The organism is Mesorhizobium sp. M0185 (genome assembly GCF_040322175.1).
In the GTDB taxonomy this organism is placed as follows: Bacteria; Pseudomonadota; Alphaproteobacteria; order Rhizobiales; family Rhizobiaceae; genus Mesorhizobium.
The window spans coordinates 46625-65233 of sequence record NZ_JAMYSY010000011.1; the positions used below are offsets into that span (position 1 = coordinate 46625).

General features: G+C 63.7%; 17 protein-coding genes. 10 read left to right on the forward strand and 7 right to left on the reverse strand.

Annotation, left to right across the window (positions count from 1 at the left end):
* Positions 1–8: 8 nt before the first annotated feature.
* Positions 9–896 carry a LysR substrate-binding domain-containing protein gene (locus tag NKJ20_RS11450; protein WP_023677271.1) on the reverse strand — a complete coding sequence of 296 codons (888 nt, stop codon included), beginning with the start codon at positions 894–896 and terminating at the stop codon, positions 9–11.
* Positions 897–971: 75 nt separating this feature from the next.
* Between NKJ20_RS11450 and NKJ20_RS11455 the strand changes: the two genes are divergently transcribed.
* Positions 972–2561, forward strand: a complete 1590-nt coding sequence (locus tag NKJ20_RS11455; protein ID WP_352744230.1) for a zinc-binding metallopeptidase family protein — start codon at positions 972–974, stop codon at positions 2559–2561.
* Positions 2562–2600: 39 nt separating this feature from the next.
* The gene (locus tag NKJ20_RS11460) at positions 2601–3533 is read left to right on the forward strand and encodes a dimethylarginine dimethylaminohydrolase family protein (RefSeq protein WP_352743682.1); all 933 of its coding nucleotides are present in this window, start codon (positions 2601–2603) and stop codon (positions 3531–3533) included.
* An 80-nt stretch (positions 3534–3613) separates the two neighbouring features.
* Here NKJ20_RS11460 and NKJ20_RS11465 read toward each other — a convergent pair whose 3' ends face one another.
* On the reverse strand, positions 3614–4621 hold the full coding sequence (locus NKJ20_RS11465) for an ornithine cyclodeaminase family protein (protein WP_352744113.1): 1008 nt from the start codon (positions 4619–4621) through the stop codon (positions 3614–3616).
* Between the two features lie 155 nt (positions 4622–4776).
* Between NKJ20_RS11465 and NKJ20_RS11470 the strand changes: the two genes are divergently transcribed.
* The gene (locus NKJ20_RS11470) at positions 4777–5238 is read left to right on the forward strand and encodes an Lrp/AsnC family transcriptional regulator (protein ID WP_126105586.1); all 462 of its coding nucleotides are present in this window, start codon (positions 4777–4779) and stop codon (positions 5236–5238) included.
* A 69-nt stretch (positions 5239–5307) separates the two neighbouring features.
* Here the strand turns inward: NKJ20_RS11470 and NKJ20_RS11475 are convergent, their stop codons facing one another.
* Positions 5308–5691, reverse strand: a complete 384-nt coding sequence (locus NKJ20_RS11475; protein WP_352744115.1) for a YybH family protein — start codon at positions 5689–5691, stop codon at positions 5308–5310.
* A gap of 152 nt (positions 5692–5843) precedes the next feature.
* Positions 5844–6593, reverse strand: coding sequence for an SDR family NAD(P)-dependent oxidoreductase (locus NKJ20_RS11480; protein WP_352744116.1), 750 nt, complete (start codon positions 6591–6593; stop codon positions 5844–5846).
* Between the two features lie 97 nt (positions 6594–6690).
* On the opposite strand from NKJ20_RS11480, the gene NKJ20_RS11485 reads away from it, so the two are divergent.
* Positions 6691–7584, forward strand: a complete 894-nt coding sequence (locus tag NKJ20_RS11485; RefSeq protein ID WP_352744118.1) for a LysR family transcriptional regulator — start codon at positions 6691–6693, stop codon at positions 7582–7584.
* An 85-nt stretch (positions 7585–7669) separates the two neighbouring features.
* On the opposite strand, the gene NKJ20_RS11490 is transcribed toward NKJ20_RS11485, so the two are convergent.
* Positions 7670–8098: a VOC family protein gene (locus tag NKJ20_RS11490; protein ID WP_352744120.1), complete on the reverse strand. Its 429-nt coding sequence runs from the start codon at positions 8096–8098 to the stop codon at positions 7670–7672.
* A 216-nt stretch (positions 8099–8314) separates the two neighbouring features.
* Here NKJ20_RS11490 and NKJ20_RS11495 point away from each other — a divergent pair, with 216 nt between their 5' ends.
* The gene (locus NKJ20_RS11495) at positions 8315–9517 is read left to right on the forward strand and encodes an MFS transporter (protein ID WP_352744121.1); all 1203 of its coding nucleotides are present in this window, start codon (positions 8315–8317) and stop codon (positions 9515–9517) included.
* Positions 9518–9614: 97 nt separating this feature from the next.
* Here the strand turns inward: NKJ20_RS11495 and NKJ20_RS11500 are convergent, their stop codons facing one another.
* Positions 9615–10517 (reverse strand): sigma-70 family RNA polymerase sigma factor, encoded by a 903-nt coding sequence (locus tag NKJ20_RS11500; protein WP_352744123.1) that lies wholly within the window; start codon positions 10515–10517, stop codon positions 9615–9617.
* A gap of 201 nt (positions 10518–10718) precedes the next feature.
* Here NKJ20_RS11500 and NKJ20_RS11505 point away from each other — a divergent pair, with 201 nt between their 5' ends.
* Positions 10719–12125 (forward strand): DHA2 family efflux MFS transporter permease subunit, encoded by a 1407-nt coding sequence (locus tag NKJ20_RS11505; RefSeq protein WP_352744124.1) that lies wholly within the window; start codon positions 10719–10721, stop codon positions 12123–12125.
* A gap of 40 nt (positions 12126–12165) precedes the next feature.
* Here the strand turns inward: NKJ20_RS11505 and NKJ20_RS11510 are convergent, their stop codons facing one another.
* A complete protein-coding gene (locus tag NKJ20_RS11510) occupies positions 12166–12354 on the reverse strand; it encodes a hypothetical protein (protein WP_352578483.1) in 189 nt (62 codons plus the stop codon).
* A gap of 202 nt (positions 12355–12556) precedes the next feature.
* Here NKJ20_RS11510 and NKJ20_RS11515 point away from each other — a divergent pair, with 202 nt between their 5' ends.
* The 4 genes from NKJ20_RS11515 to NKJ20_RS11530 are packed head-to-tail and all read left to right on the forward strand — an operon-like array spanning position 12557 to position 17694.
* Positions 12557–13753, forward strand: coding sequence for an acyltransferase family protein (locus NKJ20_RS11515; protein WP_352744126.1), 1197 nt, complete (start codon positions 12557–12559; stop codon positions 13751–13753).
* Positions 13754–13755: 2 nt separating this feature from the next.
* Positions 13756–14862: a glycosyltransferase family 2 protein gene (locus NKJ20_RS11520; protein WP_352744127.1), complete on the forward strand. Its 1107-nt coding sequence runs from the start codon at positions 13756–13758 to the stop codon at positions 14860–14862.
* A gap of 6 nt (positions 14863–14868) precedes the next feature.
* Entirely contained in the window at positions 14869–15897 is a 1029-nt protein-coding gene (locus NKJ20_RS11525; protein ID WP_502894854.1) for a glycosyltransferase family 2 protein, read from the forward strand.
* A gap of 9 nt (positions 15898–15906) precedes the next feature.
* Complete coding sequence (locus NKJ20_RS11530; protein ID WP_352744128.1) at positions 15907–17694, forward strand: ABC transporter ATP-binding protein; 1788 nt, start codon at positions 15907–15909, stop codon at positions 17692–17694.
* Positions 17695–18609: the final 915 nt, after the last annotated feature.

An 18609-nucleotide genomic window follows, 5' to 3' on the forward strand; every position in this document is an offset into this window, starting at 1 on the left:
GGGGGAGATTAACGCTGGTTCTCCGACAGCTTCGACCTCAGCCACCGCCCAAACGCCTCCAGCACCGGATGCGCCGCCTTGGCGTGCTCGGAAACCAGAAAATACGAGCGCGGTGAATTGATCGCTATGTCGAAGGGGCGGACCAGCCGGCCTTCGCTCAGTGCCCGGCCGCTGGTCAGCTCGTCGCCCATGGCGATGCCCTGGCCGGCGATCGCCGCCGAAAAGACCAGGTTCATGTCGGAAAAGAAGATGCCGCCTTCCGGGTCGGGGTTCTCGACCTTGGACAGCGCCAGCCAGCGCGCCCAGTCCTCGGTGTCGCCGAGATGCAGGAGATTGGCGCGCAGCACGTCTGCCGGCTTGGAGAAGCCGCCGATCTTGTTGAGCAGCGTCGGGCTGCACAGCGGCGTAAAGGAGATCCCGCACAACAGCTCGACCGCGCGGTTCGGCCAATTGCCGACGCCGAAGGCGATGAAGGCATCGGCCTCGGCATTGCTGACATCATCGAGACGCCGCGGCGTCAGGATGCGCAGCGCGACATCGGGGTACATCTGCCGGAACTCGCCGATATGGGTGCACAGGAACAGCGAGGCGAAACCCGGCGTACAACTGACGCTGAACGAGCCGCCGATGCCGGTGCCGGCATGGCGTGTCACCGCGTCGCCCAGCACCGTCAGCGCCTTGCGCACGTCGCTGGCATAGCGCTGGCCGCGCGGCGTCAGCGCCACGCCCTTGCCGATGCGCTCGAGCAGGTCGAAGCCGAGATCGCGTTCGAGCAGGCGAAGCTGATGGCTGACTGCGCTGCGGGTCAGATGCAGTTCGTCGGCGGCGCGCCAGACGCTGCCGTGGCGGGCAAAACTGTCGAGGGCGCGCAGCGCCTGCGTCGAGGGAATTCTCAAGAGGTGAACCGAATTTGCATGAGCCGGGAAAACATATCACTTTTTGGCGGGGCGCTTCACTGCTTTCTTTCCGCCATGGAGAAACCGGTGACCTCCGCGCAAGCGACCGCACTTGCCTTTCTGGACGACATCCAGCCGTCGCTATCGGCGTGGACGCGGGCGATCTTCGATTTCGGCGAGACCGCCTGGCGCGAATACCAGTCGGCCGCCTGGTATGTCGAGCATCTGAAGCACGAAGGCTTTTCCGTCGAGGAAGGTTCTGGCGGCATGCCGACCGCCTTCTGCGCCCACTGGACCAATGGCGCGGGGCCGACCATCGGCCTGTATGCCGAGTATGATGCAGTGCCCGGCAATTGCCAGGATGCGGCGACGGTGAAGCGACCGCGCCCGGGGCTGGGCGAACAGGCCGGCGGCCACACCGATCCGCATTCCGGCCTCGGCATTGCCAACCTCGGCGGGCTGCTGGCGACCAAGGCGGCGATGCAGCGCCACGGCATATCAGGCACGCTGCGCTTCACCGGCGAGCCGGCGGAGAAGGTGAGGGGATCGAAGCCGATCCATGCCGCGAAGGGCTATTACGATGGGCTGGCGGGCATGATCTCCTTCCATCCATTTTACATGCTGCCGCTGTGCAACACGGCGCGCTGGGACACACATTGCGGTGCGGCCTATGCGATGATCTACCGCTTTGTGTGCGACGAACCCGAAAATTGGGTTCGCGCAAGCGATGCAGCACCCATCCCGCAGGCGCATTCGGCGGTCAGGGCGCCCGGCGCCAACGACGCGCTGATGATGATGTATATGGCGTCCAAGGCGCTGCGCGATTCCATGCTGCCGCATCAGGGCGGCTGGTCGATCAGCGAGGCGATCCTGACGGCGGGCCAGGCGACCGCCGACAATCTGCCGGCCGGGCTGGCCGAGATCCAGTACATGATCCGTGTGCCGACGCTGGCGATGGCCGAGCAGGTCACCGCCGTGCTCGACCGCAATGCGGAAGCCGCAGCCAGGATGAGCGGCTGCCGCCATGAGCGGCACTGGGTGTCGAAGTCGCGGCCGGGGCTGGCCAATCACGTCATGGCCGGCATTGCCTTCGACGCGCTGGCGGCGGTCGGGCCCCCGTGCTGGGACGAGACGGCCAAGGCGATCGCCCGCGAAGTCCAGGTCAATGCCGGGGGCGAGGCGACCGAGGAACCATTCATCGACGAACTGGAGCGGCTGATTGCACCGCAGGATGCCGAGGCGATCCTGCGCCGTGACTTGCCGCCATCGCAGCTCAATTCCACCTCCGACGATTACACCGACATGTCGTGGCATACACCGACGGCACGATTCTACGTCGCCCGGCCGGCGCTGCGATCCGAGAACGGCCACGCGTTTTCGTCCTGGGCGATGAATGCGCTGGGCGGCATTTCTGCCACCATCGACCCGATGGTCATCTGCGCCGCAAAGACGGCCGCGCTGGCAGCACTTCGCCTGTTGGAAGACGAGGCTGCGCGCGACGCTGCGATGGATGAATTCGTCACCCGCACCGGCGGCGGCATCGGTGGCTCGAACTGGATCGCGCCGCTCTGCGACTACGATCCGCCAATCGGATTTCGCTGGCCGGAATACATCACCACCCCGCGCGGACGGGATTGGTGGATACCAAGCAACCAAGCCGCATGATCAACATCAACCAAGCCGCCCTTCACGAGGAGAAACCCCATGACCGTCCATGACCGCATCGTCACCGAGCCGTTTTCGCTGCAGCGCCGCAACCCGGCCGGCGGAACCAAGCCGCTGACCGCCTGGGGCTTCGCCAACGAGACCGACGTGCTGACCGACGTGCTGCTCGGCTCGCCGAATTTCCTGCGTCATCTCTCGACCAGTTCGCTGTCGCGCAAACATCTGCGGGAGGCGCCGTGCAACGTCCAGATCGCGCAGGCGCAGCACAAGGACCTGGTCGCCGCCTATGAGCATTTCGGCGTCAACACCCACTGGCACGAGCCAACGCCGGAGCTGCCGATGCAGGTCTATTCGCGCGATTCCAGCGTCATGACGCCGTACGGCGCCATCATCACCGCCATGTCGCAATGGTGGCGGCGCGGCGAGAACTACGCGGCGATCCGCACCTATGAGAGGCTCGGCATTCCGATCTACGACATGGTCACCGCCGGCACCTTCGAAGGCGGCGACTTCAACGTCATCGAGGACGGCATGGTGCTGATCGGCTGCGGCGGCGCCCGCACGCAGGAGGAGGGCGCGCGCCAGGTGCAGGCCTGGTTCGACAAGGAGGGCTGGGAGACCCGGATCGCCTTCATCGACGAATATTATGTCCATATCGACCTGATGGTGGTGCCGATCGCTGAAAAACTGACCGCTGTCTGCCTCGCCTGCACGGAGCCGGGCATCGTCGACTGGCTGAAGGGCAAGGGCCACGAGATCATCGACGTGCCGTTCCCGGACACGATGGCGCTCGGCTGCAACTTCATGTCGCTGGGCAAGGACCGGGTCATCGCGCCGACCTCGAGCCAGACGCTGATCGGTCAGCTCAAGGCGCGCGGCTTCGAGGTGGCGGCCATCGACATGAGCGAGATCTCGAAGACCGGCGGCGGCATTCACTGCATGGCGCAGGCGCTGAAGCGCGAGCCGGCCTGAGGGGCCGGCCTTTAGCCCGGCCGCTTGTGCGAAAGCGCCATTGTCAGCACCGTCGATCCCGCCTGGCGCGCGGCGCGCGCCTACAGCACGATGAGCTTTCCCTTGCGCAGACGCCGGGCGCAACGATAGACGAGGTCGGCAGCGACCATGTCTTCCATCGCAATGCCCATCGCCTTGTAGGTGGTGATCTCTTGATCCGAAACGCGGCCCGGCGCGCGGTCGAGCAGCATGGCGCCAAGCTCGATGCCGAAATCCGGGTCGAAGCCGGCAAGCTCGCAAGATCCGACCGGGGTCGGTTTGAATGCATCCCTGGTTTCGACAAAAAGACTGGATCTGCCGATGAGCTCGAACGGCATTTCACCGCCGGGCGGCGCCACCCCGACCGACGAGACATGCGTGCCTGGCTGGACCCAGCCTGCGTCGATCACCGGCTGGTAGGAGTGGGTCGCCAGGCACACCACGTCGGAACTGCGCACTGCTGCCTCGAGGTCGGCGACCGCCACCACCGACGGATGCAGCCGGGCAAGCGCTGCCGCATCGTCGAAACTCTTTGAAGCGACACGGATTTCGGCAAAGTCGCGCACCAGCGGCAACAGATGCAGGTGCTGGTTGGCCTGCACGCCGGCGCCCACCACGGTCGCTATCCTGGCATCCCGGCGCGCAAGCGCGCGCACCGACAGCACGGCGGAGCCGGAGGTCCGCACCGCGGTTATGAAGGTGCCGTCCATGATACAGACCGGCAGGCCGGACAGCGGATCGAACAGGCTGATGGTGGCGAGGTGGCTGGGCAGGTTCTTGGCCAGGTTGCCTTCGAAGACGTTGACGATCTTGACGGTCAGGTTCATGCCCTCCATCCAGGCCGGCATGGCGAGGCTGTAGCCGGCCCCGGGGATGTCGAGTTGTGGTCGGGGTGGATTGACGACCTTGCCTTGTGACAGCGCCTTGAAGCCGTCTTCCAGAACATCGAGAAGCTGACTGAGGTCGATGCATTCCATCACGTCGGCTTCGCTCAGCACCAGGATCTCGGTCGCTCCCTTGCTGATTTCCGCCGCACTCCTGCCGGCTGGGCTGAACGCTTCCTTGGTCATCCTGCACTCCTGTGTTCGAAATCGGCTCACCACGTTTGCTTTCAGCGGTGAGGGAAGCGCAGGCTATTGCGAGGTTTTATGTTATGAAATACGTCGATTTCGGCATCTCTGCGTGAAATCAACACGCAAATCCCTCAGATAGCGTGGATTGTGAAATGAGCGACCTCGACCAGATAGACCGCAGCCTGCTCCGGTTGCTCCAGGAAGACGGACGCCGGACGACGCTTGATCTTGCCGGGCGTGTCGGGCTGTCGCCAACTGGAACCAGCCAGCGGGTGAAGCGCCTGTTCCGCGACGGGTTCATCACCGCGGTCAGGGCCGTGCTTGATCCGCGCAAGGTCGGCCGGGGAACGCTGGTGTTCATCGAGGTCCGGCTTGACCACACGGCGCCTCATGTCTTTGACCGCTTCGCCGAAGCCGTGGCGAAAGCTCCGGAGGTTCTGGAGTGCCATATGGTGGTTGGCGGTTTCGATTATCTGGTCAAGGCGCGGATCGCCGATATGGCGGTGTTCCAGGATTTCCTGCAGCGGGTCATCCTGCCGCTGCCCGGCGTGCGCGAAACGCACACTTTCGCCTCCATCGCCGATGTCAAGCCGAACGCCCTCTTGCCGGTGTGATCAGTGGAGGAGGATCAGAGCGACCTGCATCGCATCTTCGCCCAGGTGCAGAGATGCCGGAGACCGGCTCTAGCCTTGCACGGTCAGCAGGTTTGCGTCGCGCGCGAGCCGCCACTCACCATCCGCCTCCTTGCGCAGGAGCGTCAGCGCATATCCCGATCGATGGACTGGCTTCCCGTCCGGCGGCGTCGCGGTCATATCGATGCGGCTGCGGATGAAGGCCCAATTGCCGAGAAGCTGTAGTTCCACGATATCGCTCGTGCCGTCGATATGAACGCCGGCCGTCTCCAGCGCGGCTGCCGCGAAGATCTCCTTGTCGAAGGGTTCCCGGCCGGGAACCATGAAGATCGCATCGTCCGTCATCAAGCTGAGGACGGTTGCGATGTCTCCACGCTTGCTCGCATCCATCCACGTCCCGACCAGCTTTCGGATTGCTTTTTCGTCGCCCGTCATCCGTTACCTCCCTGGCTTCTCGCCGTCATCGATGGCGCACGGCGCTCCTCCCTCGCTGCTACATAGGGCTTGGATCGCACCCGTCATCGATTGCAGTGCGTCGCGCCGCGGGTGGCACGGTCCGCGAGCCGGCAGGTTCGCGCCCTCCATGCCTATCGCCAGCCACCGGAGGCGGTGATGCGCTCGCCGGTCAGCCATGACGCTTCGTCGGACGCGAGGAACACCGCGACGCGGGCGACGTCGTCGGGCAGGCCGAAGCGACCGAGCGGCGTCATGGCTATAATCTGCTTCTCGAATTCGCTGCCGACGATGCCGATGCGCGCGAGGCCCTCGGTATCGATGCCGCCGGGCGCGATGGCGTTGACGCGGATGTTGCGTGCGCCGAGCTCCCGCGACATCGACAGCGTGATCGTGTCCACCGCACCTTTGGTCGCGGCGTAGACGAGCGAGTTCGGCTGCGGATTGCGGCTGGCGACCGAGCTTATGTTGATGATGCTGCCGCCGCCCGCGCCAAAATGGTTCACTGCTGCTTGCGTGGTCAGAATGATGCCCAACACATTGGTGTCGAACTCGCGGTGAAACTCGGCCTCGGTAACCGCTTCCAGCGGCTCGAATGCGAAGACTCCGGCATTGTTGACCAATATGTCGAGCCCGCCAAACTCCAATTTCGCCGCCTCGAACAGGCGGCGCACATCAGCCGCTAGCGACACGTCGCCCTGGACGGCGACGGCGCGGCCGCCACGGTCCTCGATCTCGGCGACGACGCGGTCGGCGCCTTCCCGTGACGAGGCGTAGTTGACGACCACTGCGGCGCCGGCCGTGGCAAGACTCTTGGCGATGGCGGCGCCGATACCCTTGGAGGCGCCGGTGACGATGGCGACCTTGCCGTTCAGCTTGCTCATCAAATCTCTCCTTTGTTGACGATGAGCGGTATTTAATCATGATCGAAACGCGTATTATGGTGCCCGCAATCCGTTCTTTCGTGCCTGGAATTCCGGAATGACCACCATCCTCGAAAAGACCGCCGGTCTCGTCGCCTTCGTCCGCACGGTCGATGCCGGCTCGTTCCATGCCGCCAGCCGGCTGGTCGGCTCCAGCCCGTCGGCAGTGTCGAAAAGCGTGGCGCGGCTCGAGCGTCGGCTCGGCGTCAGGCTGATCCAGCGCTCGACGCGCCGGCTCGGGCTGACCAGCGAAGGCATCGCTTATTACGAGCGCGTGGCGCCGCTGCTCAGGGCGCTGGACGATGCCGAAGACATCGTCCAGATGGCCGATACGGCGCGCGGCCTGCTGCGCGTTACAGCGCCGGTCGAGCTTGGGCGTGGCCTGATCGCGGCATGGGCGCAAGCGTTCCTTGCGCAGCACGGCGCAGTCAAACTGGAGCTCAGCGTCACCGACCGTCACGCCGATCTGATCCGCGAAGGCTATGACGTTGCGGTGCGCATGGGGCCGCTCTCAGACACCGGGCTCGTCGCGCGCAAGATCGCCAATCTGCCGATCATGCTGGTGGCCTCACCGGCCTATGTCGAGCGGCGCGGCCGTCCGGCATCGGTCGAGGATTTACGGGACCATGAATTCGTCCGCCACCAGATGGCTGGCCGGCCTTATCCGGTCACATTTGCCGACGGTACGATGATCGTGCCGGATGGGCGGCTCGATACCGATGACGGCGGCGCCATCCGCAATGCCGCACTTGCCGGCGCCGGCATCGCGCATCTGATGCGGTTTGCCGTGCAGGACGATCTCGACGCGGGTCGCCTGGTCCGCATCCTGCCCGAGGTGGCGATGCCAACCATGCCGGTGCACATAGTCCATGCCTACGGGCGACAGCTGCCGGTCCGGGCGCGGCTGTTCGTCGATTTCCTTGCAGGCCAAATGGCTGCGCTGACGCGATAGGGCAGACGCATGGTCTATGACGCAAACACCCAGCTTTTGGCAGAGACCAACCGTGCCGGCCGGTGCGAACCACCCTTACCCGAAGCTAGAACGTGATCTTCACTGAATCGGCGCTGCGGTTGGCCGCGCCGTGGTGGACGGCCTCGATGTTGTTGCCGTCGGGGTCGAGCAGGAAGGCGGCGTAATAGCCGGGATGGTAGGATCGTTCGCCGGGCGCGCCATTGTCGGTGCCGCCGCCGTCGAGGCCGGCCCTGTAGAATGCGTCGACCATGGCGCGGTCATTTGCCTGGAAGGCCAGGTGATGGCGGCCGGTCAGCTTTCCCAGGGCCGCCGGGCTGTCGGGGCTGGAGATGAACAGCTCGTCGGCCCAGAAATAACCATCGCCGGCGCCACCGATCGGTATGCCGAGCACGTTGAGAACCGCCTCGTAGAAACGACGGCTGGCCGCAATATCCCTGACCACCAGCTGGAGGTGGTCGATGAGACGCCCGCGATGAAGTTCCTGATTTGCCATGCTTGACAGCTCCTGATCGCCGGTTGGAAGTCTAGCTTCGAATGGTGCGCGGTCAATCCAGAAAGCCGTGGAATGGCGCCATCGCGCCGACTGGATAAAAAATGCAACCGGATTGTCGGATTCAAGACATCTCCAACGTCCTTCGGACGCAAGCGGCTCGGCGGAGCTCGAAAAGGTCGTGCCGTATCAACGCTTCCGGCATGGGAGAAAAGTGAAATGAGCCTTCCCTATCGTTGGGTTATCGTCGCGGCTGGCGCGCTGATGACCTGTGTCGCCCTCGGGGCGATGTTCTCGCTGGCGATCTTTCTCGAACCGATGGCGCTCGACACACAATGGTCGCGCGCCGGCATATCGAGTGCGATGACGCTGAACTTCCTGGTAATGGGCCTCGGCGGCTTCGCCTGGGGCGCCATTTACGACCGCTTTGGCGCCCGCATCGTCGTCATGACCGGCGCCGTGCTGCTCGGCCTGGCGCTGGTCCTGGCCAGCCGCGCCGGTTCGCTGCTCGTTTTCCAGTTGGCCTACGGCGTGCTCGTCGGCCTCGCGGCAAGCGCCTTCTTCGCGCCGATGATCGCGCTGACCTCCGCCTGGTTCGACACGAACCGCAGCCTCGCCGTCTCGCTGGTCTCGGCCGGCATGGGCGTGGCGCCGATGACCATCTCGCCGTTCGCCCGCTGGCTGATTTCGGCCTACGACTGGCGCACCGCGATGTTCGACATCGGCATAACCGCGTGGGTGCTGCTACTGCCGGCCGCGCTTCTGGTGCGCCAGCCGCCCAAGCCCGCTGCCGACGGCGCTGCCCCAAGCGTTGCGGCCGAGGGTGCCGGCATGACGGTTGCGCAGGCGCTGCGCTCGCCGCAATTCATCGTGTTGGGACTGACCTTCTTTGCCTGCTGCGCGGCGCATTCCGGGCCGATCTTCCACATGGTGAGCTATGCGATGCTGTGCGGCATAGCGCCGATGGCGGCGGTCAGCATCTACAGCATCGAGGGCCTGGCAGGGCTGGGTGGCCGGCTGCTTTACGGCGTGCTTGCCGATCGGTTGGGCGTTAAACCGGTGCTGATCACCGGGCTGGCCATACAGGCCGTGGTTATCGCCGCCTATCTGGCGGTCAGCGAGCTTGGTCAATTCTACACGCTCGCCGTCATCTTCGGCGCCACCTATGGCGGCGTCATGCCGCTCTATGCGGTGCTGGCGCGCGAATATTTCGGCCAGCGCATCCTCGGCACGGTGTTCGGTGCAGTAACCATGCTGTCCAGCCTCGGCATGGCTTTCGGCCCGCTCGCCGGCGGCATGGTGTTCGATGCCTATGCCAGCTATTCCTGGCTGTTCATCGGCTCGGCCCTTGTCGGGCTTGGCGCGATGGCGATTGCTATCGCCTTCCCGCCGCTGCCGCGCAGGGAGTTGCAACCGGCTTAAAGCAGGATCGGCGGGAAAGGGCGGCCGCTTGGATGGCAAGCGGCCGCGATCCAAAAATAGCTGGCAGTGTTTGTTCGGCATTATGAAACGCGAATTGCTATGCCCGCAGAGGCACCACCTCGGCGCCGTCAAGCGTATAGCGCGCATAGCGGAAATCGCGAATTCTCGCCAATCTGTCGCCGGCCCATTCCAGCAGGATAAAGTATTTTAGCCCTCCGGCCGAGTCGTCCGGATCGATCACAAGAATGGCTGGCTGCCGATCCACCAGGCCTGGAAGCAGCCGCCAATCGTGGATACCCGCGTAATTGTGGAAGTACCGGCCCACTTTCGTGCGGCCACTCGCCCGGAGCCGGTTGACGAGATCAAGCCGGACGTCCTCGGCCAGCATGTCGCGGATCGCATCGAAGTCGCGGGCGTTGAACCGCTCTACATAGGCTGCCAGACGCGCCCGTTCGGGCTCGGCCAACACCGGCACAGGCCGATCGTGAGGCTCGCCGGCGACTTGGCGCAGGCGCAGACGGCCGCGATGCAGTGCGGCTTTCACCGCCGGAACGCTGCTGTCGATAATGTTGCCGATCTCTTCGATCGTATAGCCGAGCACATCCATGAGGATGACGCTGCTACGCTGCGCCGCGGGCAGGCGCATGAAGGTCTGCAGGCTTGCGGCTGCAGTGTGTCGACCCTCGGCCGACATACCGGGGTCAGGGATCATATCGATATCCTCAACGACATGCGCGGCATCCAACCTGGCACGACGGCGCAGGTGGTCGAGCGCGGCATTGTGAGCGATGCGGAACAGCCAGCCCTCGACATTGGCAATCGGCCCGGTCCCGGGGAACGCCTCAAGCGCCTTGACCGTAGCTTCCTGGACGACATCCTCGGCATCGATCACCGAACCGGTCATGCGGGCACAATAGCGGTGCAGTTTCGGCCGCAATTCGCCGAGCAGCCGATCAAATGGCTCCCGTCCTTCTGGGGTGCCGGTTGCGGATCCGGTCATCGCACAAGGATCAATTTCATGCGTATCTCCCAGGCAGGCGCCCGTCATCAGGCGCAGCGTCTTATAGACGCTCGACGATGGCAAAAGGATTCGGTCGAAAAAACTTTCTCTTGCTGGAATCCTTTGATGGTTCCTACGCGTCTCTGGATCACGGGCCCGTAACCTGGCGGGCCCTTTGTTCAAGCCGGAGGCGCCATAGTCATGAGCAAGCAAAGTGCGGGATCAACGAAGGTCTGGGTTCTCGCCCTCACGTCGATAGGCTCCTTGATGGTCGTTCTCGATGCGATGGTCGTGGCGACGGCATTGAGCACGATGCGGGTCGAGCTCGATGCCTCGCTGGAGACGCTGCAATGGACGATGAACGCCTATAATTTGAGTTTTGCCGTCCTGCTCATGACCGGGGCTGCGCTCGGTGACCGGTTCGGCCGCCGCCGTACGCTCGTTGCCGGATTGGCGTTGTTCGTCGCAGCGTCGGTTGCCTGCGCGCTCGCTGGCAATGCCGGATTGCTGATTGCGGCGCGTGCGGTCCAGGGCGCAGGTGCCGCAATGGTCATGCCGCTGGCGATGGCGCTGCTGAGCGTCGCTTTTCCCCCGGAGGAGCGAGGCAAGGCGCTGGGTATCTTCAGCAGCATCACCGGCCTGGCCCTGATCATCGGCCCGATGGCGGGCGGTGCGATTTCCGAAGGCCTCTCCTGGCACTGGATATTCTGGCTCAATGTTCCGATCGGCATCGTTCTCATCCCGCTGGTGATGCGTCGGATTCCGGAGAGTTACGGGCCGGGCACGGCAATCGATGTCCTCGGCGTCGTCCTGGTAACTGCGGCGGCATTTGGAGTGGTCTGGGGTCTGATGCGCGGCAACATTGTGGGCTGGAGCAGCTCTGAAGTGCTGTCGGCGCTGACGGCCGGGCTGCTTCTGGCCATCGCATTCGTCCTTTGGCAGCTGCGTACCCGTGAGCCCATGCTGCCTTTGCGGTTCTTTCGGGCGCGCGCATTCTCCTCGGGCGTAGGGGCGAACTTCCTGCTTTGCGTCGCCATGTATGGCCTCGTGTTCCTGTTGCCGCAGTTTCTGCAGTTTGCCCAGAGCCGTGGGCCGCTCGGCGCCGGCATGGGATTGCTGCCTTGGACCGCCACGCTTTTCGTGGTCGCACCGATCGCCGGCAGCCTGATCAACCGCGTTGGCGAGCGCTGGCTTGTCGTGGCCGGATTGATCTTGCAAGCGGCTGGAATGGCCTGGCTGGCGCAGATCGCAGCACCTGATCTGCCCTATATCCAGCTAGTCGCCCCGCTGATCATTACCGGTGCCGGCGTGTCGATGGCCATGCCTGCCGCGCAGAACGCGGTTCTCAATGCGGTCGCCCGGCCGGAGGTCGGCAAGGCTGCCGGCACGTTCAACACATTCCGCTTCCTTGGTGGCGTATCCGGGATCGCGATCGCCGGTGCGGTGTTCGCCGGCACTGGAAGCTTCTCGTCCACCGACGCGTTCAGCGATGGCTTCACCTCGGCAATCGACGTCTCCGCTCTGCTCTCGCTCGCCGGCGCGCTCGTCGGATTGGGGCTCCCGGAGCGTCGCGCAGTGGTGCTCGCGAATGCCAGCAAGGAGGCGTAACTCGGAGGGGGAAGCTTGCGCTTGCTCCACTGTTGTCGCGTTAACAGCAGCCGCGCCAGCGCAGCAAAAAGGTCGCCGAGCGTCGGTTGCCGGCCGGTCCTGTGGGGGCATCTGTGTCCAGACCCAGATCTTGCGCGCCCGTGATGGCGGCGAACATGCTGCATCGCAGCACCCTGCCGCCGATATCGGCGGGCCAAGGGAGTGCGAGAAAATCGTCAAAAATGGACAATTCGGGCTGGTTCCTGCTGTTTTTTGGCTTTTATTAGCCGTGCCTCACGTTCCTGTTTCAAATGTGTCAACTTTTTGTGTTGCGTTGCACAATGGTGGTCCTATTCTGCGCAAGGGGGGCGCTTCCGATTGGAATGCGCCGTGAACGAAGCCGCTATATTGACCGATTGGCAGTTTCGCCGTCCCGCCGGCGTACGTCACTAATGGGAAATGCGCGCGACACCCAATTGGACGCGCTGAGGGCCATCGCCGTGACGATGGTGCTGTATTCCCATTTCTTCGCGGCTGGAGGGTCCTCGTTCTGGGGCCATATCGGCGTGCGTCTGTTCTTCGTGCTGAGCGGCTTTCTGATCACCCGCCTGCTGCTCGAAGCCCGCTCGACCGCCGAATTCGAAACCGGACCGGCGCTGAAATCCTTCTATATCAGGCGGGCGCTGCGGATATTCCCGCCTTATTTCGCCGTGCTGGGTTTCGTCTGGCTGGTGGACCTGGAGCAGTCCAGAGGATCGCTGGCCTGGCATGCGTTCTATCTGTCGAATTTCTGGTACGCGGCGCAGAATGAATGGACGCCCTGGCTGCTCTGCCATTTCTGGAGCCTGAGCATCGAGGAGCAGTTCTATATCGCCTGGCCGCTGATCGTCCTGCTGGCGCCGCGCCAGCGCCTCGAAGCGATCTGCATCGGCGTTATCGTGCTGTCGCTGGCCTATCGGTTTTATTGGCCGATCGCTGGAACGCCTGGTTTGGCGCGCGACCTGCTGCCGCCGGCGTCGATGGATGCACTGGCGTCAGGCGCGCTGCTCGCCGCCTACCGGTCAAGAACAGCCGGCTTGCCGCAATGGCTTCGAAATGGCTGGCCGGGGCTCGCGGTGGCGTTTTTCGTTCTACAGTGGTTTGCGCCGGCGCCGGCAAATCCGGTGCAGGAATGGGGCCTCTGGCTGCTGTTGCAGATACTGCCTCTCGTACCGCTGGTGGTCATCGTTGCAAGCTGTTCGACAGGGGTTGGCGGCTATATCGGAAAACTTCTCGAACTGCCGCCGCTGCTTGGCCTTGGCTGCATCAGCTACGGCGTCTATCTCTACCATCCGATAGTGCTGGCGTTGGTCGTTAAGTCCCAGCCCTGGATCTCGCTCAACGTCTCGGAGCAAGGGCCGGGGCGGTTCCTGGTCGCGGGAACTGCGACGCTCATGCTGGCTTCGGTTTCGTGGCTGCTTTTCGAAAAGCCGCTCAACAGCCTCAAGCGCCACTTCCCCTATGTTGCTGGAAAAGGCCCAGGCGCCATCTCGGCAGGCATGGACGTGGGCAATGCCGGATGGCTCGCGGCCGGAGCATATCCGGGCAGGCCGCTTGATGGTGGCACGTCACCCTTGCCGCGCAAGCTGCACCGAACCGATCGGAGCTGATCATGGCTGCTGCTCCCTTGGTTTCCGTTCTGCTGCCGATCTACAATGCGGGACCTTATCTCGCCGCTGCGCTGGGCAGCGTCCTGCGCCAGGATTACGAGCGTCTGGAGGTCATCGCCATCGATGACGGCTCGACCGACAACTCGCTGCAGATCCTGCAGAAATACCGCCAGACCGACAATCGCATCTCGATCATCTCACGCGAAAACCGTGGCCTGATCGCAACTTTGAACGAAGGCCTGGCCGTGGCGCGCGGCGATCTGGTCGCCAGGATGGACGCCGACGACATCGCCTATCCCCAGCGCCTGTCGCGGCAGGTCGCGCTGTTCAACCAGCAGCCTGACCTGGCTCTATGCGGCGCGGGTTTCGATACCTTGCTCGGCAACCGCATCGTCAGGGGTTCGCCCGATCCGATATTCCAGGACAATATCCTGCGAATACTGTCGATGTTCTTCACGATCTTCATGCATTCCACGGTCGTCTACAACAGGAAGGTCATCGAAGAGAGCGTTCTATTTTATGACGAAAGCTACAAGCATGCCGAGGATTTCGACCTGTTCAGGCGGCTGACCGACCGCTACCCGGCGGCCATGATCCCCGAAAGCCTGATCGCCTATCGTATCCATGACGACAGCGTGACCAACAGGCACAAGCGCGAAATGCGCAGGACCCATTTGAAGATCGTCGCCGAGAACCTCGAGCGCGAAGGGCTCGCACAAGAGACGCAAGGCCTGCGCGACATCGTTGAGGTCCTGTCGATGGACACGGTTCGCCGTGCCGCCGAATGGATCCTTGCGCTGGAAGAAAGGATTTCGGCACTGCCGGCCGAGACGAGGCCGAGCTACCAGGCCGGCACGCTGAACCTGTTCTATTTCCTCTACCAGCTGATATCGGGGGAAAGGCAGCCGCTGCTGATGCACGAATTCCTGACGCGGACGGCGAAATGGAACCTCATCCGGCGGCGCGAGCAGTACGTGTTTCGGACCGGTGCCTTCGCGCCGCGCTTCAGTCTCGCCTCGATGTCGGTCACCAGGCAGGTGGATGCCCTGTCGCGGTATCTGCAGTCCGTGCCGGCCGCGGCGGTTTTGCCTTCGAACCAGTTGAGCTAGCAACGCATGTTCGTCAAATCGCACCAGCTCCAGCAGCGCGGCCGCTCGACGGTGCCGGCGGCCATGTCGCCGCGGCCGCAGCAAGGACCGGCGCCGGCGGTCAGCTTCATTGTCTGCACACGCGACCGTGTCGCCGTACTCGAGCCCTGCATCAGCTCGATCCAGGCCGCGTGTCGTGCCCATGCCGACTTTGCCGCCGAGCTGGTGGTTGTCGACAACGGCTCGACCGACAGCACGGCCAAACGGCTGGCCAGCATCGCCGAACTGTCGGACATTCCGTTCACGGCCATTCGCGAGCCGCGACCCGGATTGGCGGCCGCGCGCAACGCCGGGCTGGAGCGGGCGCGGGGCCGCGTGCTGGTCTTCGTCGATGATGATTGCGCGGTCCACAAGGATTATTTGCGCGATCTGCAGCGGCACTATGCGGCCGGCGAACGGGTCATCCGCGGTGGCCGCGTCGAGATCGGCGATCCTCGCGACCTGCCGTTCACCATCAAGCGGTCGCCGGTGCGCGCGCGGCTTACCCCAGACGTCCATCCCGGCGGCTTCGTGCTTGGCTGCAACATGACGATGCACCGCGACGTTGCCGCCCGCATCGGCCGTTTCGACGAACGGTTCGGCGCCGGCGGCCCGCTGCGCTCCGCAGAGGATACGGACTATCTAGTGCGGGCGGTGCTACTTGGGATCCCGGTCGAATATGTGCCCGACATGACTATCTATCACCATCACGGCCGGCGCGACCGCAAGGCCATCGAAAGGCTGCACCGCGACTACAGCATGGGCAATGGCGGGCTTTGCCTGAAACATATCCGCCACGCGCCGTGGCTGCTTCGGCATTGCTACTGGTCGATGAGGGCGGCCATGCGCGAACTGGTGAAAGGCCCTCTGTTCGACCGTGAACTCAAGCTGTCGCACTGGCCGATCGTCGGCATGAATTTGCTCGGCGCGGCCAAGTTCGCGGTGCTTTTGCTGGCGAAATCGCCGCAGCCGGCGCAAATGCGACAGGAGCAACAGGCAAATGCCGAGGCGAGGTGATCCGCCACCATGCGATTGATGCCGCCCAGCCTGCCGATGCTGCGCCGCGCGCTTGGAAGAAAGCAGTTGCGCCTGCTTCCTGCCGTGGTGGTGCTCGGGCTGCTCAGCGCCGCGCTTGAAGGCTTCGGCATCGGCCTGATCATCCCATTGCTGAACATAATCATGGGGCAGCAGGGGCAGACCGGCATGGCCGGCTTTTCCGCCGTCTTCCAGCATGTCGGATCGAGTTTGAGCGAGCGCGACCGCCTGATCGTCATATCCGTCGCGATTCTCGGCTCGATCGTACTGAAGAACCTGTTCGCTTTCGCCAACACGCTGCTGACCACCTTCATCTACGGCAAGGCGAGCCATTCGATCCGCAGCGCGCTGTCGGAGCAGCTGCTGCGGGTGGGCTACCCGTTCTTCCTGCAGCAAAGTCCCGGACGGCTGCTCAACATCATCTCCAACGAATCCTGGCGGGCCTCGGATGCCATCCAGATCACTTTGGGGGCAATCGTCAATGCATCGGCCGCAATCATCCTATTGGCCTTCCTGCTGCTTCTGTCGTGGCAAATGACGCTGCTGGTGACGCTGGGTCTGGCGCTGGTCCAGGTCGCGCACGCCGTGCTGTCGGCCAATCTGAAGGCGCCGAGCCGCAGCGTCGCCTCCCGCAACAGCCAGCTCGCATCGCAGATGCTGCATCTGGTGCATGCCGGGCGGCTGATCCGCATCTTCGGCCAGGAGCAACGCGAGAAAGCGGCTTTCGACCAGGCATCGGATGCGGTGCGCCGGGCGGCGTTCGTGCTTTTGACGCGTCAGGGAGCGTTGCCGCCGCTGACCGAGGTTCTGCACGCCATGCTGTTCCTGGCGGTGGTGATCGGCGCCTGGTTCGCCAATGTCAGCTTCCCGTTGATCGTCGCCCTCGTCATCCTGCTCTACCGGCTGCAGCCCTACATGCGATCGTTGCAAATGGCCTGGAGCCAGCTGCAGGGCCTCAGCGGATCGCTGGAAGAGGTGACGTGGATGCTGGACCCATCCGACAAGCCAGCGCCGCCGCAAGGCAGCGCAGCGTTCCCCGGGCTCAGCCAAGGCATCAAGTTCGAGGACGTCACCTTTACCTATTCCGGCTCGGAGCAGCGCGCGGTGGTGCTGCATGCGGCGAGCTTCGATATCCGTAGCGGCCGCTCGACCGCGCTGATCGGCCGGTCGGGCGCCGGTAAGACGACGATCGTCAATCTTTTGTGCCGCTTCGTCGAACCGGATAGCGGCAGGATCCTCGTTGATGGATCGCCTCTGGACCGCATCGACCCCAGCCAATGGCGAAAGCACATCGCGCTTGCCAGCCAGGAGCTGGAGCTGGTCGACGGCACGATTTTCGACAACATCATCTACGGCCAGGACGCGGCCTCGGCCGATGACGCCGAGCGCGCGGCAAAACTGGCCGAAGCGCATGGCTTCATCGAGCAACTGCCGCAGGGTTACTTGACAGTCGTCGGCTACCGCGGCGTCAATCTCTCGGCGGGACAGCGACAGCGGATCGCGCTGGCCAGAGCGCTGGTGCGCGATCCCGATATCCTGATCCTGGACGAAGCCACCAATGCGGTGGACGGCCTGTCGGAAGCGGCAATCGTCGAGACGCTCAAGTCGCGGGCCGGCCGCCGCACTACCATCGTCATCAGCCATCATCGCAGCACCATCTCGTTCTGCGACGACGTCGTGATCCTGAGCCACGGCCGTGTGAAAAAGCAGGCGCCGTTCGCCGCGCTTGCGACGCTCAGCATGGACGAGCTTTACCAGCACGAGGCGCTGGAAGGCTGAGGGCGACCCCGCTGCGCGCGCGCTGGGAGGTCGTCTCGGATGTCAAGCCAGGTCAAGCATCTCAGGGGCGAGGAAGACCTCCGCCATACGTCTCTACGGGATTTCTGGGATGATGAGTGATCCCGAGCTTACCCGCTTTTCATCTGGAGCGTACAGAACCAAGGGTCCGCCTGCCAAATCCAGCAATGGCAGGCGGACCCTAATCAGCGCATGAAGGGACTGATTCTGCGCCGATGTCTCCTCGAGGAGGTGACGCCATCAACTGAAGACTGGCGCAGTTGTTCCCGACGCCGGCCGTACACAAGACCATTGCGCAGGCAGGTCAGACTTAGGTCCCTGTAAACGGGCATCGCTGGCCGGAGTGAACATCGGATCGGCTCGGTGGTAGCGAGACTTCGGCCGGAGGTAGATGCAGCCATCGGGTTCCGGGGCATGACCGGCTCGGCGCTGATCATGGGCGGCGATCGATCCCCGCACGACTGATGCCGAGGGGCGCTTGCAGTCCTGCGGAATACGCATCCACCGGCGCCAGTGAAGTTGTCCAAGCGGTACGTAGCGGTCGTCAAGCTGTTGCTAATATGCAGCACACGCAGCGCTCTATGAACGGCGTCGCTTGGAACCGCTACCTCCGACCAACCGTTAGTGTCACAATGACAAACCAAAAAGTGAGGCTGATGATGGACCCGCTGCAAAACAACACGTTGGAGATCTGGTGGCTTGCGGCCGTTCCGCTGTCACTACTCCTTACGGTGTTATTAGCCGGATTTATCCTTTAGCCGGACCCAACGAGGCCGGCTGCGGACCGGGGCCTGGAAGATGAAAATGCCGGCCATTTAGGCACGCTAGGCGTCGCGGACACCTCGTAGCACTAGGCCGTGGCAGCCTTTCCAACATTGCCATCATAATCGGCTCTTT